General features: G+C 68.0%; 12 protein-coding genes. 3 read left to right on the top strand and 9 right to left on the bottom strand.

The genetic code is table 11. The annotated features are described in order from the left end of the window. Nucleotides 1-53 precede the first annotated feature (53 nt). Complete coding sequence (gene ppsA / locus FPY90_RS11665; RefSeq protein ID WP_071214515.1) at nucleotides 54-2,450, bottom strand: phosphoenolpyruvate synthase; 2,397 nt, start codon at nucleotides 2,448-2,450, stop codon at nucleotides 54-56. A 155-nt stretch (nucleotides 2,451-2,605) separates the two neighbouring features. Beyond that, nucleotides 2,606-3,448 (bottom strand): pyruvate, water dikinase regulatory protein, encoded by an 843-nt coding sequence (locus FPY90_RS11660; RefSeq protein WP_498681126.1) that lies wholly within the window; start codon nucleotides 3,446-3,448, stop codon nucleotides 2,606-2,608. Nucleotides 3,449-3,715: 267 nt separating this feature from the next. Here FPY90_RS11660 and FPY90_RS11655 point away from each other — a divergent pair, with 267 nt between their 5' ends. Continuing rightward, nucleotides 3,716-4,921 carry a glycoside hydrolase family 3 N-terminal domain-containing protein gene (locus FPY90_RS11655; protein ID WP_498681124.1) on the top strand — a complete coding sequence of 402 codons (1,206 nt, stop codon included), beginning with the start codon at nucleotides 3,716-3,718 and terminating at the stop codon, nucleotides 4,919-4,921. Nucleotides 4,922-4,942: 21 nt separating this feature from the next. Here FPY90_RS11655 and FPY90_RS11650 read toward each other — a convergent pair whose 3' ends face one another. The 3 genes from FPY90_RS11650 to FPY90_RS11640 all read right to left on the bottom strand — a co-directional run bounded on the left by FPY90_RS11650 (nucleotide 4,943) and on the right by FPY90_RS11640 (nucleotide 6,979). Continuing rightward, nucleotides 4,943-5,578 carry a GNAT family N-acetyltransferase gene (locus tag FPY90_RS11650; RefSeq protein ID WP_071214212.1) on the bottom strand — a complete coding sequence of 212 codons (636 nt, stop codon included), beginning with the start codon at nucleotides 5,576-5,578 and terminating at the stop codon, nucleotides 4,943-4,945. A 202-nt stretch (nucleotides 5,579-5,780) separates the two neighbouring features. Then, complete coding sequence (locus FPY90_RS11645) at nucleotides 5,781-6,335, bottom strand: Dps family protein (RefSeq protein ID WP_071214211.1); 555 nt, start codon at nucleotides 6,333-6,335, stop codon at nucleotides 5,781-5,783. A 152-nt stretch (nucleotides 6,336-6,487) separates the two neighbouring features. Next, nucleotides 6,488-6,979 carry a DUF6328 family protein gene (locus tag FPY90_RS11640; protein ID WP_071214210.1) on the bottom strand — a complete coding sequence of 164 codons (492 nt, stop codon included), beginning with the start codon at nucleotides 6,977-6,979 and terminating at the stop codon, nucleotides 6,488-6,490. Nucleotides 6,980-7,120: 141 nt separating this feature from the next. Between FPY90_RS11640 and FPY90_RS11635 the strand changes: the two genes are divergently transcribed. Then, nucleotides 7,121-9,658, top strand: coding sequence for an excinuclease ABC subunit UvrA (locus FPY90_RS11635; protein WP_498681123.1), 2,538 nt, complete (start codon nucleotides 7,121-7,123; stop codon nucleotides 9,656-9,658). A gap of 43 nt (nucleotides 9,659-9,701) precedes the next feature. Here FPY90_RS11635 and FPY90_RS11630 read toward each other — a convergent pair whose 3' ends face one another. The 3 genes from FPY90_RS11630 to FPY90_RS11620 are packed head-to-tail and all read right to left on the bottom strand — an operon-like array spanning nucleotide 9,702 to nucleotide 11,352. After that, complete coding sequence (locus tag FPY90_RS11630; RefSeq protein ID WP_217641841.1) at nucleotides 9,702-10,283, bottom strand: protein-tyrosine phosphatase family protein; 582 nt, start codon at nucleotides 10,281-10,283, stop codon at nucleotides 9,702-9,704. Nucleotides 10,284-10,305: 22 nt separating this feature from the next. Further along, a complete protein-coding gene (locus FPY90_RS11625) occupies nucleotides 10,306-10,959 on the bottom strand; it encodes a vWA domain-containing protein (RefSeq protein WP_071214208.1) in 654 nt (217 codons plus the stop codon). Between the two features lie 30 nt (nucleotides 10,960-10,989). After that, on the bottom strand, nucleotides 10,990-11,352 hold the full coding sequence (locus FPY90_RS11620) for a hypothetical protein (protein ID WP_498681122.1): 363 nt from the start codon (nucleotides 11,350-11,352) through the stop codon (nucleotides 10,990-10,992). Between the two features lie 182 nt (nucleotides 11,353-11,534). Here FPY90_RS11620 and FPY90_RS11615 point away from each other — a divergent pair, with 182 nt between their 5' ends. Then, the gene (locus FPY90_RS11615; protein WP_498681121.1) at nucleotides 11,535-12,620 is read left to right on the top strand and encodes a hypothetical protein; all 1,086 of its coding nucleotides are present in this window, start codon (nucleotides 11,535-11,537) and stop codon (nucleotides 12,618-12,620) included. A gap of 4 nt (nucleotides 12,621-12,624) precedes the next feature. On the opposite strand, the gene FPY90_RS11610 is transcribed toward FPY90_RS11615, so the two are convergent. Beyond that, nucleotides 12,625-14,169, bottom strand: coding sequence for an FAD-dependent monooxygenase (locus FPY90_RS11610; RefSeq protein ID WP_071214205.1), 1,545 nt, complete (start codon nucleotides 14,167-14,169; stop codon nucleotides 12,625-12,627). Nucleotides 14,170-14,175: the final 6 nt, after the last annotated feature.

The raw sequence follows: 14,175 nt of genomic DNA, 5'->3' as shown, positions 1-14,175 counted from the left end.
GCCGGCCTCGCCTCCGACCTGGTTCCGCCGGACGGCGGCGAGGCCCGAAGTCGCTACCGCGGTGCCGGCGCCTCCGCGGCCGTGCCGGCCAGGCGCAGCCAGGTGTCAACCACGGTGTCAGGGTTCAGCGACACCGAATCGATGCCCTCGTCCACCAGCCACTGCGCGAAGTCCGCGTGGTCGCTGGGCCCCTGTCCGCAGATGCCCACGTACTTGCCGCGCGCCTTGGCAGCGGCAATGGCCATGCCGAGGATCTTCTTGACCGCCGGGTTCCGTTCGTCGAAGCTCTCGGCGATCACCGCGGAATCGCGGTCCAGGCCCAGCACCAGCTGGGTCATGTCGTTGGAGCCGATGGAGAATCCGTCGAAGTGGTCAAGGAACTCGTCGGCCAGCAGCGCGTTGGACGGCAGCTCGCACATCATGATGACTTCCAGCCCGTTCTCGCCGCGGCGCAACCCGTTCTCCGCGAGCAGGTCGATGACCCCGCGGCCCTCGGCCACGGTGCGCACGAAGGGAATCATCAGCTTGACGTTGCTCAGGCCCATCTCGTTGCGGACAAAGGACAGGGCCTCGCATTCCAGGTCGAAGCAGTCCCGGAAGGACGGATGCAGGTAGCGGGAGGCACCGCGGAAGCCGAGCATCGGGTTTTCCTCGTGCGGCTCGTAGGCCGGTCCGCCCAGCAGGTTGGCGTACTCGTTGGACTTGAAGTCGGACATGCGCACGATCACCGGCTTGGGGGCGAAGGCCGCCGCGATGGTTGCCACGCCCTCGGCCAGGCGCTTGACGTAGTAGTCGCGCGGGGAGTCGTAGGCGGCAATCCGCTCGTGGATGGCCGAGGCCACCTCCGCCGGCTGGTCTTCCAGGTTGAGCAGGGCCTTGGGGTGGATGCCGATCTGCCGGTTGATGATGAATTCCAGCCGCGCCAGGCCCACCCCGTCGTTGGGGAGCTGCGCAAAGGTGAAGGCCTGTTCCGGGGTGCCGACGTTCATCATGACCTTGACCGGGGCCTGCGGGAGCGTGTCGATCTCGGTTTCCGCGAGGCTGAAGTCAAGCAGCCCCTCGTAGATGAAGCCCGCCTCGCCCTCGGCGCAGGAGACCGTCACCTCCATGCCGTCGGCCAGGGCCTCGGTGACGTTCCCGGTGCCCACCACCGCGGGGATCCCCAGCTCGCGGGCGATGATCGCCGCGTGGCAGGTGCGCCCGCCGCGGTTGGTGACGATGGCCGAGGCCCGCTTCATGATCGGTTCCCAGTCCGGGTCCGTCATGTCGGCGACCAGCACGTCGCCGGTGGTGAAGGCCGCCATCTGGTCGACGGAGGTGAGGATGCGGACCCGGCCCGCGCCGATGCGCTGTCCGATGGCCCGGCCCTCGGCGAGCACGCGGCCCGACTCGTTCAGGCGGAAGCGGCTGAGCCGGCCGGCGGCGCGGCGGGACTGCACGGTCTCCGGGCGGGCCTGCAGGACATAGATTTCCCCGTCGATCCCGTCCTTGCCCCACTCGATGTCCATGGGACGGCCGTAGTGCTCCTCGATGGCCAGGGCGTGGCGGGCGAGCGTCTGAACGTCCGCGTCGGTGATGCTGAAACGGTTGCGCAGCGAGGCTTCCACCGGCACAAAGTCGATGGTGCGGCCTACCTCCTCGCTGGCGGTGTAGGTCATCTGCAGCGCCTTCTCGCCCAGCCCGCGCTTGAGGATTGCGGGGCGCCCGGCCCGCAGGGCCGGCTTGTAGACGTAGAACTCGTCGGGGTTCACGGCCCCCTGCACCACCGCTTCGCCCAGCCCGTAGGAGGAGGTCACGAAGACCGCGTCCTGGAACCCGGATTCGGTGTCCATGGTGAACATGACGCCCGAGGCCCCCACATCCGAGCGCACCATGCGCTGGATCCCGGCGGAAAGGGCGACCTCGGCGTGCTCGAACTTGTGGTGCACGCGGTAGGCGATGGCGCGGTCGTTGTACAGGGAGGCGAAGACGTCCTTGATGGCCAGCAGGATGTTCTCGATGCCCCGGATGTTCAAGAAGGTTTCCTGCTGCCCGGCAAACGAGGCATCCGGAAGGTCCTCGGCGGTGGCGCTGGAACGCACGGCCCAGGAAAGCTCCGCCGACCCGCCGTGCTTGTCCACCAGTTCCCGGTAGGCGGTGCGGATCTGTGCCTCGAATTCCGGCAGGAACGGCGTCCGGCGCATCATCTCGCGGATCTCCTGGCCGGCGGCGGCCAAGGCCGTGACGTCGTCGGTGTCCAGCCCTTCCATCCGCGCCACGATCCTGCGGTCGAGGCCGGATTCGGCCAGGAAGGCACGGTAGGCCTCGGCCGTGGTGGCGAACCCGTCGGGGACCTGGACCCCGGCCGTTCTCAGGTTCTGCACCATCTCGCCGAGCGACGCGTTCTTGCCGCCCACCCGGTCCAGGTCTTTGAGTCCAAGTTCCGAGAACCAGAGGATGTCTGTTGTCATGGTCATTGCTCCTTTGCAATTGCTGACATGCGGTGCTGCTGCCTCCGGTGCGCGGCCGATGGCCGGGCAGGGGGGACGTTCCTGTCCACTGTGACAGGTTCCTGCGGTTTCTTACTAGGTGATGTGCACCATATTGACTTGGCGGGATTCCTTGCCTAGTGCTTCAGGCGCATTTTCTGCAGGATGGTCGCGGACATCTCTTCCACGGACACGCTGGCCGAATTCAGGTAGGGAATCCCGTGGGCAAGGTACAGCAGTTCGGCACTGCGCAGCTCGTAGCCGCATTGCTGAAGCGAGGCATACGAGGAACCCCGGCGGCGTTCGGTGCGGATCTGGCTCAGCCGCTGGGGAGTTGAGGTGAGCCCGAAACATTTCTGCGCAAACGGCCGCAGCGGCACCGGAAGCCCGTCCCTTTCAAAGTCCTCCTCGATCAGCGGGAAGTTCGCCGCGAAGATCCCGTGCTGCAGCGCCAGGTACATGGTGGTCGGCGTCTTCCCGCAGCGCGACGGAGCCACCAGGATGACCTGGGCCTTCTCCAGGGCCCGCAGGCTCTGCCCGTCATCATGCTCCATGGCATATTCCACGGCCGTCATCCGGGCCTGGTAGCGGACCGCGTTTCCCAGGCCGTGCGCCTGGCCCGGCTTGCCGCTGGCCGCGGTGCCCAGCGCACCCTCCAGTTGCCCGATGTGGGTCCCGATCAGGTCCACGACCGTTGCCCGGCATTCGGCCAGCGTCGCCCGGATGTCCCCGCCCACCACCGTGGAAAACACGATCGGCGGCAGGCCCCGGGCAGCGATCGCGTCGATGGCGTTCACCACCGACCGCGCCTGCTCGACGGTCGTGATGAAAGGTACGGTGGTGCGATTGAAATTGCTTTCGGGGAACTGGGTGAGCAGGGTGTTGCCCAGTGTTTCGGCAGTGATTCCGGTGCTGTCCGAGAGGAAATAGACGGGGCGGGACACCGGTTCATCGCCGCCGGGATTGTCGATCTTGCCCAAGATGCATCTCCTTTTTCCCCATCATTGCAGATGGCCGGAAACCAGATGCGTCCGCCCGAACGCCAAGACCCCGGAAAAACCCTTGGAGGGATCGGGGAGAGGCGCGGAAATGCGGGGTTTTCGGGCCGTCTGCCGCCGGCCGGTCCACGTGGCTGCCCTGCCCGGGCGGGCGGGCGAACCGGCGGAAGATCCACGGCAAACGACGGGTCAAACCGTGTGGAGGAAGACTAGAATTGCGTCAGTTTCCTTCGAATCGAGGCGTTCGCCATGCGCGGGCATTCATCTTCCACCCCTCGTTCCGCCGCACGCGCGGCACTCACCGGAGCCCTGGCGCTCGTGCTGGCGACGAGCCTCTCTCCATTTTCGCCGCCCCTGGCAACGCCCGGCCCGGCCGCCACGACCGCCGGCGTGCAACGCGCCGCGGTGAACATCGCCGCGCTGACCCCGTCCCAGACCTTGGCCACGCTGAGTCTTGACCAACGCGTCGGGCAGGTGCTGATGATGGGGGTGCCCGCCACCGGCGCCAGCTCCACCGACCTGTACATCCTCACGCACAACAAGATCGGCAACGTGTTCCTCAAGGGCCGCAGCTACTCCGGGGTCACCGCCACCAAGGCCGTGGTCACCAAGATCAATGCCACCGTGTCCCTGGCAACCACCGGCGGGCAGAAACGCTTCATCGCCACCGACCAGGAGGGCGGATACGTCCAGGTGCTCAAGGGGCCCGGCTTTTCCACCATGCCCACCGCGCTGCACCAGGGAACATGGGCTCCCTCGACGCTGAAGGCCGCGGCCACCACCTGGGGCAAGCAGTTGCATGCCGCTGGCCTGAACGTGAACCTGGCCCCGGTCGCCGACACCGTCCCGTCCGCGGCCTTCGCCCCCTACAACCTGCCCATCGGGTATTGGTACCGCGAGTACGGGTACACCTCCTGGCACGTCGCCGACGAGGTCGCGGCCTTCGTGTCCGGGATGCGCGCCGGCGGTGTGGCCCCGGTGGCCAAGCACTTCCCGGGCCTGGGCCGGGTCACCAAGAACACCGACACCTCCACCAACGTGAAGGACACCATCACCACCCGGTACAGCGTCTACCGCCGGCCGTTCATCCGGGCGATGGCCTACGGCACGCGCTGGATCATGGTTTCCAACGCCATCTACACGCAGATCGACCCGTACCACGTGGGGCCGTTCTCCCCGACGATCATGAAGACCATGCTGCGCCACGACCTGGGGTTCACCGGCATCGTGATCTCCGATGACATGTGCAACGCGAAGCAGCTCTCGCCCTGGAGCTACGCGACCCGCGCGAAGAACTTCTTCAACGCCGGCGGCACCATGATGCTGTGCGTGAATGCCGCCGCCATCCCGACCATCCACCAGGCGCTGGTCTCCGCGGCCAAGGCCAGCCCGAGCTTCCGGGCCAAGATCGACGCCGCCGCCCTGGAGGTGTTGCAGACCCGCGTCGGGCAGTAGCAGCAAAGGCGATTCGGCCGGCTATGGCTGCCCGAAATCGATGCGCATCACGAAGCGGCGCGGGGTCGGGTGGCCGACCTCCCTGAAGCCGGCGTCGGCAAAGATCGAGCGGCTACCCACATACAGCTCGCCCCACATCGGGGCCTTGCCCGCGGGCAACAGCAACGGGTAGCCCTCCAGGGCGCGGGCCCCGCGGGACCGGGCGAAGTCCACGGCCGCCGCAGCCAGGGCGCGGCTGACCCCGCGGCGCCGGAACCCCGTGCGGGTGACAAAGCAGACCGCCGTCCACACGCCCGCATCTTCCCGGTCCTCCTCGTCGCGGCCGCCAAAGGCCACGCGCGAGGTGCGCAGCCGCGGGTAGGCGGTGCGCGGCTCGACGGCGCACCAGCCCACCGGTTCGTCCCCGAGGTAGGCGACCAACCCGCTGGTGGTCTGCGCATCCGGAATCCCGCACCGGGTCTGGGTGCGCAAGTCGTGTGCGCGCTCCTGCACGGAGAGTGCGTCGAAGCTCTTGCCGGGATTCTGGAACCACTGGCACTGGCAATCCCACGCGGTGCCCCTGGAGCCGAAGACCTTCTCCAGGTCCGCGCTGCCGGCCTGGTTGGCCGGCACGATGCGCAGGTCCGCGGTCTTGGTGGATTCCCGGTTTGTTTCCATGTTCTTTTCGCTCCCGCCCTGGCGGCATGTGCCGGGCGAGGTTCGTCCGGCACCCTGGATACGAGACTGCCAGCGCAGTATCCGGCGGTCAAGGGTAAACGAGGCCCAGCGGCCCGGGGAGCCGGCGTCGCGGCGCTGCAAGACAAGGAAAGGGGACCCCGGAGCATGCTCCGGGGTCCCCTGGCTGGCCGTGCGGCCGGCGCTACTTGGCCTTCTTGGCAGCGCCCTTCTCGGTGCGGGTGTCCTTGTTGGACAGCTCCCCGGCGCTGTTTTCCAGGTGCGAGCGCATGAACCACTGGAACTGCTCCAGTTCGCCGGTCTGGCCGATGAGGATATCCTCGGTGATCGGGTCCAGCTTGCCGACCTCCTCGATGGTCTTGCGCATGGAGGTGATGACCCCGGTGTAGACCAGGTCCAGGGCTGCAAGGTGCTCGGTGGTGCTGGCCCGGCCGATCTCGTAGTCGTCCCAGGCGCGTGCCGCGACCAGGGCGCCGGGCAGGCCGTTGGGGGAAACACCCATGGTGGCCATGCGTTCGGCCAGGGCGTCGATCATGGCCCGGACCAGATCGATCTGCGGGTCAAGCATTTCGTGGACGCCGATGAAGTCGCGACCCACCACGTTCCAGTGTGCGTGCTTGAGGGTCAGCTGCAGGTCGTTGAATGCGTGGATCCGCATCTGCAGCGCATTGGCGACCTTGTGCCCGTTGGCCAGGCTCATGCCCGGGACCGTGAATCCTGCGTTGGTTTTTGCTGCCATAACTGCCTCCTCGATGATCGGCTGCCGCGCAGCCTTCCGTGGATATCCATGTGATGTAGCGGTGACAGCAACGTATCACGCACCGGGAAGGAAACGCCCGGGGATTTCGCGAATGGCAAACAACGGCGGGTTGATTCCTGCGTCGGGGTCGTTCATTCCGCCGGGAGCGTCGAGCGCGGGGTAACGATCCGCGGCAGCACCAGCAGCAGGAAGAGCGCGGCCGCCATCAGGATCCCGCCCACAAGCAGGCCCATCTGCCAACCATGCAGCACCTGGACGACGAACCAGACGCACCCGGCCACCAGCACCCCCACCCCCAAGACCACGAGCCGGGAAATGATGTGGCCCAGGTGGACGGTGGTGGCCTTGAGCTGCTGGCCGAAGAAGTGCCGGTGCACGGCCACGGGGGTGACCAACAGCAGGATCACCAGGGCCGAGGCCACCAGCAACACCAGGTAGAACCGTTCATCGGGTACCTCCAGGGTGTCGAAGCGGGACTGGAAGGGCAGGACCACCAGGAAAGCGGCGAGGATCTGCGCGCCGGTCTGCATCACGCGCATCTCCTGCAGCAGCTCGTTCCACTTGCGGTGCAGCTCCTCGTCGCTGTCCTCGGTCTTCGAAGCCGGTGTGCTGTGCTTGGCCATGTCTGTTCCTCTTGCCGGGAATGGTGTGTGGGAAAACCCTATGCGACACCGGGGCGCCGTGCCCGGCAACACGGCCCATGAATTGCACCGACAAGTGGCGCGGGTGGAGCTCCGGTGCACGCTGGCCCTAGGGTGGGGAAGGTGAACAGCATTGGCCAGGACACCGAATACACCCCGGCACCGGGCACGCATGACGGATTCGTCCACGTGCGCGGCGCCAACGAGAACAACCTGCGCGACGTCGAGGTGCGCATTCCGCGCGATGCCATCGTCGCCTTCACCGGGGTCTCCGGGTCCGGGAAGTCCTCGCTGGCCTTCGGCACGATCTTCGCCGAGGCGCAGCGACGGTTCCTGGAATCCGTGGCGCCCTATGCGCGCCGGCTCATCGCCCAGGGCCATACGCCGAAGGTCGAGTTCATTTCCGGCCTGCCTCCGGCCGTGGCGCTGCAGCAGCGCCGCGGCACCGCCAGCTCCCGCTCCACCGTGGGCACGCTGACCACGTTGTCGAACTCGGTGCGGATGCTCTTCTCCCGTGCCGGGGACTATCCGGCCGGGGCGCCGCGCCTGGATTCGGATTCCTTCTCTCCGAACACCGCGGTGGGCGCCTGCCCGCAATGCCACGGGCTGGGCGTCGCCCACACCGTCACCGAGGATTCGCTGGTCCCCGACCCGACCTTGAGCATCCGCGAGGGCGCGATTGCCGCGTGGCCCGGTGCCTGGCAAGGCAAGAACCTGCGCGACATCACCTCGCACCTGGGCCACGACGTGGATGTGCCCTTCCGCCAGCTGCCGAAGAAGGTGCGCGACTGGCTCCTGTTCACCGACGAACAACCCGTGGTCCAGGTGACGCCCGAGCGCGACAGGGTCGCCAAACCCTACCAGGGCCGCTTCTGGAGCGCGCGGCGCTACGTGCTGCACACCGTGGCCGACTCCAAGTCCGAAACGATGCGGGCCAAGGCGCTGCGCTTCATGCGCTCCGGGCCCTGCCCCCAATGCCATGGCACCGGCTTCCGCCCCGAAGCGCTGGCGGTCACGGTGGCGTCCCTGGACATTGCCGGCTTCAACGCCACCGCGCTGACCGACCTGGCCGCGGTGCTGCGGCCGCTGGCCGATCCCCGGAAGGAGGCCTCGGGGGACCTTGCCGCCGGGGTCGCCGCCTCGATCGCCGCCGACCTGCTGGGACGCATCGAGGTGCTGGTGAATCTGGGCCTGGGCTACCTGAGCCTTGACCGCGGAACCCCGACGCTCTCTCCCGGGGAGATGCAGCGCCTGCGCATCGCCACGCAGCTGCGCTCGGGCCTCTTCGGGGTCATCTATGTACTCGACGAGCCCTCGGCCGGCCTGCATCCGGCCGATGCGCGGCCGCTGCTTGAGGTGCTCGAGGCGCTGAAGGCGTCCGGGAACTCCGTCTTCGTGGTGGAACACAACATGGAGGTGGTGGCCCGGGCGGACTGGATCGTCGATGTGGGCCCGGGCGCCGGTGCCGGCGGCGGCAAGGTGCTCTACAGCGGCCCGGTGGCCGGACTCCGCCGCGTGGACGAATCGGTGACCCGGCGGTTCCTGGAGCCCCGCGCGGACGCCGCGGTGGCACGGGCGCCGCGGGTTGCCGAGCACTGGCTGGAGCTGGACGGGATTTCCCTGCACAACCTGGCGGACCTGGATGCGCGCTTCCCGCTGGGCGTGCTCAGCGCCGTCACCGGGGTGTCCGGATCGGGCAAGTCCTCCCTGGTCAGCCGGGCGCTGGCGCACGGGCTGGCGGACAGGTTGGGCGGCAGCCGGCGCAACGGATCCGCCGAAACCCCCGAGCCCGCGGCCCCGGGGCCGGAGGCGGAAACGGACTTCGCCACGGTGCTCGAGGTGCGCGGGGCGCAGCGGATCGAGCGGATCGTGGCCATGGACCAAAAGCCCATCGGCCGCACCCCGCGCTCGAACCTTGCCACCTACACCGGCCTGTTCGACGCGGTGCGCCAGGCCTTCGCCGACACGCCGCTGGCCAAGCGGCGCGGCTACGGCGCCGGGCGCTTCTCCTTCAACGTCGCCGGCGGCCGCTGCGAAACCTGCCTGGGCGAGGGCTACCTGGAGGTGGAGCTGCTCTTCCTGCCCGGAAGCTACGGGCCGTGCCCGGAATGCCACGGCTCGCGCTACAACCCCGAGACCCTCGAGGCCACCTATGCGGGCAAGAACATCGCCGAGGTCCTGGCCCTGAGCGTCGATGATGCCGCGGCGTTCCTGGCCGGGATCCCGGCCGCCGCACGGTCCCTTGAGACGTTGCGCGACGTGGGATTGGGCTACCTGGCCCTGGGGCAGCCGGCGCCCGAGCTCTCCGGCGGCGAGGCCCAGCGCATCAAGCTGGCCACCGAGCTGCAGCGTGCCCGGCGCGGGCACACGCTCTACCTGTTGGACGAGCCCACCACCGGCCTGCACCCGGCGGACGTGCAATTGCTGCTGGGCCAGCTGCACCGGCTGGTGGAGGCGGGCAACACCGTGATCGTGGTGGAGCACCACATGGACGTGGTGGCCGCCGCCGACTGGGTCATCGACCTGGGCCCGGCCGGGGGAGACGCCGGAGGGAAGATCGTGGCCACCGGGACCCCCCGGGAGCTGGCGCTCCACCCGGAGTCCAGGACCGCGCCCTACCTGGCCCGGCGCCTGGGGATGGCGGGGTCGAACGCGCCGTAACCGGCGAGCGCGGCACCTCGCGCTCGCCGGTTGGCCGGACGGCTCAGGCCGTAAAGCCCAGGTCCCGGCGGCGGCTCTGGCGCATCAGGTGGCGGATGCGCCCGACGGCGCTGGGCGTGAGCACCTCATCGATGTGCTCTTGCAGCAACCGCGACTGCTTCTCCCGGTGGGCCGGCCGCGCCCCCTGGCGCATTTGCCGGGCGGCGTCGGCGGCCAAGGCGTCCTGCGCATAGGCGATGAAGGCCTGCGGTCGCGCGGCGCGGATCATGTCGAAGGCCTCGATGGGCCGGTATCCGCGATCCAGCAGGATCGCGAAGCCCATGGACGGCCCGCGGTTGATCCCCATGTGGCAGTGGGCCAGCAGCTTTCCGCCCTCGCGCGCCGCGAGCCGGGCGAAGCGCACCCCCGCGTCGAAGATTTCCGGCGGGACCACGTGCCCGTCGGCGTCGTCGGTCCCCAGCCAACGGTAATTGACCTGCACGTGTTTCCAGATCTCTGCGTCGTTGGCCTCACTGCGCAGATCCACCACGTGGGTGATCCCCGCATCAAGGATCTCGGCCATTTGCTGCACCATGACGTCGTCGTCGACGTCCAGGTCCCCGCCGACGGCAAGGTCTGCGGTCACCCACCCCAAGTTGGCGCGCATGCTACTTGCCGGTGGCCTTGCGCTGGCGTGCGGTGAAGACCGACTCGGCGCGGACCTCGTCCCAGTCCGCGCCGAGGCGGGTGGCGCCGCGGGCCTTGCTGGTCATCTGGCTGTAGGCGTCCATGGCTTCGGCGGCGGTTTCCCGGGTGTAGGTCAGTGAGCGCTCGGGGGCGATGCCCAGGCTGGTGCCGATCTCGACGGCGTCCTGGTCGCAGCCCATGTAGGAAATGATCCAGTGGTCGACCTCCTGCTGGGTTTGGACCAGGTCCCGGATGGCCCGGCGGGTGTATCGGGTGGAAGCGTTCTCGTGTCCGTCGGTGGCGATGTTCAGGTGCACGATGCCCGGGCGCCGGTTGGCGGGCATGGCGGCAATGCGCTTGCGGGTGTTGGTGATGGTCGTGGCGATCGAATCGAACAGGGCCGTGGAGCCGCGGGGTTCCAGGGTGAAGGTGGGCACGTCCTCCAGCGGCAGGTCCACGTAGACGTCCTCATACTCGTTGTCGAATTGGTGCAGGGACGCGGTGGCGCTGCCTGCTTCGGCCTTCTGCTTGGCGACGTAGGCGTTCAGTCCGCCCTCGATGTCGTGCTTGATGTCGTGCATGGATCCGGAACGGTCGAGCAGGAAGACCAGCATGGCGGTGTCTTTGTCTGACATGATCAGTGCCTTTCGGATGTGGCGCGTCGTTTAGTTGGTGCGCCGGGGTTTGAAGGTCATCGGTTCGGTGGGCGCGGGGCGCCCGGTTTCCGAGTCGTAGCGGGCCCGCTCGATGGAGGAGCTTGACACCTTTCCGCCGGCGTCCGTGTAGCTGGACAGCTGCGAGGTGCGGGCCAGCCGCGGGGGGACCGCGTTGGGCGAGAGTCCGGCGCGGACGGCCACCGAACGGATCGATGCGCCTTCGAGGGCGGCCTTGGCCATCTCCTCGTTCAGTGCGGCATCGATCAGTTCGCGGACCTCGCCCAGTCGTTCGACTGCTGCCAGCGGGTCGGACGGGACGTCCCCCAGCAGCTGGCGGGCTTCGTCGATCGGGGTGCGCTTCTTCTTGTTCATAAACTCATTATGTGCAGTTTCTGAGCATGTGTCAATAGTGAGAAGTGGATTATTTTGCGCAGACGTGTCTCCGGCGGGCCGAAGGTCCCATGGAGGGCCGCCCAAAGAATGGCAGAATCGATTGCGTGGACAGCGAATCAGGACCGAGAACCCAAGCCCCATCTGCCGAAATCCAGTTTCGAGTGGAGAGCTGGGCACTATGGCTGGGACTGGGCTGCACCGTGGCGGGCATCGTGGCGGGACTCATCGGATTCGTCGGCTACCGCCCCGATCTGGCCGGCTTCCGCTCGGTGGGCGTCTTCGCCGCGGTTCTCGCTGCACTGGCCGCCACCGCCGGCGCCATCCTGGGATACCAGCGCTTCCTGCTGCAGACCCAGGTGTGGCTGCTCGAGTTTCCCCGCTACCGCCGGATCATCAACGCCGTTGCGCTCGTGCTCATCCATGCCGCCATCTGCGCCATGGCAGCGATCATCATCTTCCGGGTGTTCCAGGACGCCTTCCTGGGGCTGACCGTGGACAGGTTCGCCGGAAGCCTGATGGTGGGCATTTTTGCCGGGATCGCCGGGTACGCGGCGCTGGTCTCAGCGGCCAGGCTCAACGCCCTGAACCTCTCCGGACTGCTGGCCGTCTTCCTGGTGACGGGCGTTTTCATCAGCATGCTGGCGGCCGAGAACCCCTATTGGTGGAGGTCGATGTTTTCCTCGCTGGGAACCCGGACCTCGGGGCTCACCTCGTTCTGGACCTTCAATGTCACCCTGGTGATCTCCGGACTGGTGCTCAGCACCCTGACCGCGTTCATCGTGCGCAACGTCAGGCAGCTGGCCCTCATCCACGACGAATTCGCCCGTGCCCAGGGCAAGCCGCGGCCCAGGTTCATCCGGCCGCGGCCCGCGGTGGTGCGCACCTGCCTGCTGGGCCTGGGTGCCTGTGTCATCGGCATCGGGCTGGTTCCGGTCAACGTCGCGGCCCCGGTGCACTCGGTCATCGTGCGGATCGCGGCGGGCTTCATCGTGGTGCTGCTCCTGGGGGCGGCCTTCTGGCTCCCGGGGTTCCCCTGGGTCTTCCACCTGCTGTCCTTCGCCTGCTTCCTGGGGCTGGTGGGCGCGGCGCTGCTCTGGCAGCCGCTGGCCTACTACAACCTCACGGCGTTCGAGCTGGCGGTGGTGGGCATCGTCTTTGGCTGGCTGGTGGTCTTCATCCGGACCGCCGCCGCGGCGCTCGCCGTCAAGGAGAAGGCACTGGCCGACGTGGTGGCGGTCAGCGGCTGAGGAATCAGGCCGGGACCTGTTCGAAGTGTGCGACGAACATGTCCGGGCGCACCAGCACCACCGAGCCGTTGGGCAGCCGGCGCTTGGGGGCGGGCGCGAATTCATGCAGCGGCACCCCGAACTCGGAAGCCAGTTCCTCCCCGCGGTCCCGTCCTGCGGGACCATAGATGTGCACCTGCCAGCAGGCGTCGTTGAGCACCTCGAAGTTGTCCGGTGCGGCCCCGGAGCGGTTGGGCACCCAGGGCAGGCGGCGGCCCAGCACCTTGCCGCGGCGCCTGGTGCGGGCAAAGCCGGTGGCCAGGGTGGCGCGGTCCTTGGACCGGTCGTCCATCCAGTAGTGGATGCGGATCTGCGAGAGGTATCCGAAGAAGCGGCGCCCGGCGGAGATCCGCCCCACCAGGCGCACCGCCGCCGGCCAGAAGATCGGCAGCGCACGGGTGCGCACCGTGCGGGCCAGCAACGAGCTGGAGGTTGCGGCGCTGAAGAGCTTGTCGGTGGTGGACACCAGCCGCAGCGCCACGGGACGGCGCTCGGCCTCGTAGCGCTGGAGGTAGGTCTCGGGCATGCGGCCGGAGAACACGTCGGCCAGCTTGCACACCAGGTTGTGTGCGTCCTGCAGGCCGGTGTTCATGCCCTGGGCCCCGACGGGGGAGTGGATGTGGGCGGCGTCCCCGACCAGGAAGACCCGGTCCTCGCTGAAGTGCTCGGCGACCCGGTGGTGCACCCGGTAGGTGGCAAACCATGCGGCATCGCGGTACCGCACGCCGAATTCCCGGCGCAGGCTGGCGCGCGCCCGCTCCTCGTCCACATCGGGTTTTTCCCGGCCGGAATCCTTGGGCTCGTGCAGGATGCCCAGCAGCCGGCGGCGTTCCGCGCCGTTCTCGTCGTTGCCCATGGGGAATCCGAGCATGAAGTTCTCGTCGGAGAAGCGCAGGTTGATGCCCGAACCCATGCCGGTGACCCCCTGGGCGTCGAGCACGTAGAAGACCTCGTCGTCGGTGGTGCCCTCGAAGGCGATGCCGAAGGACTCGCGCAGCGGGGAGGAGGCGCCGTCCGCGGCGATCACGTAACGTGCGGAAATATGCACCGGGCCTTCCGGGCCGGTGCACTTGATGAGCATCCGGTCCCCGGTGTCCTCGAAGGATTCGTAGCCGTGCTCCCACATGACCTCGTGGCCGCCGTCCTTGAGGTGCTCGGCGAGCAGTTCCTCGTTGGCGCTTTGCTCCAGCATGGTCAGGCCCGCGTAGTGCGTCTGGGCGTAGCCGAGCCGGTTGAGCTTGATGCTCTTGAAGCTGCGGGCGCCGATGCCGGGGCGCAATTCACCGGTGGGGATGGCGCGGGCCTTGACCTTCTCGGCCAGGCCGAGCTGGCGGTAGATCTCCATGCTGCGCGCCTGCAGCGCCAGCGCCCTCGATTCCTTGGTCGGGCCGGATTTCAGGTCCACGACCTTCGCGTCGATCCCGAATTTTTGCAGCCAGGCCCCCGCCATCAGGCCCGTGGGCCCGGCGCCGACTACCAGAACGTCAGTGTGTAGCAGTGAGGTCTCCATGGTTCC

Origin of the sequence: Arthrobacter sp. C2 (assembly GCA_024207135.1) — a bacterium.
Lineage (GTDB): Bacteria > Actinomycetota > Actinomycetes > Actinomycetales > Micrococcaceae > Paeniglutamicibacter.
This window is presented reverse-complemented; position numbering and strand designations above follow the sequence as displayed.

Coding starts and splice junctions, on each gene's coding strand:
- ppsA (WP_071214515.1), bottom strand. CDS start 2,450: ATGACAACAGACATCCTCTGGTTCTCGGAACTTGGACTCAAAGACCTG.
- FPY90_RS11655 (WP_498681124.1), top strand. CDS start 3,716: ATGCGCGGGCATTCATCTTCCACCCCTCGTTCCGCCGCACGCGCGGCA.
- FPY90_RS11650 (WP_071214212.1), bottom strand. CDS start 5,578: ATGGAAACAAACCGGGAATCCACCAAGACCGCGGACCTGCGCATCGTG.
- FPY90_RS11645 (WP_071214211.1), bottom strand. CDS start 6,335: ATGGCAGCAAAAACCAACGCAGGATTCACGGTCCCGGGCATGAGCCTG.
- FPY90_RS11640 (WP_071214210.1), bottom strand. CDS start 6,979: ATGGCCAAGCACAGCACACCGGCTTCGAAGACCGAGGACAGCGACGAG.
- FPY90_RS11625 (WP_071214208.1), bottom strand. CDS start 10,959: ATGTCAGACAAAGACACCGCCATGCTGGTCTTCCTGCTCGACCGTTCC.
- FPY90_RS11620 (WP_498681122.1), bottom strand. CDS start 11,352: ATGAACAAGAAGAAGCGCACCCCGATCGACGAAGCCCGCCAGCTGCTG.
- FPY90_RS11610 (WP_071214205.1), bottom strand. CDS start 14,169: ATGGAGACCTCACTGCTACACACTGACGTTCTGGTAGTCGGCGCCGGG.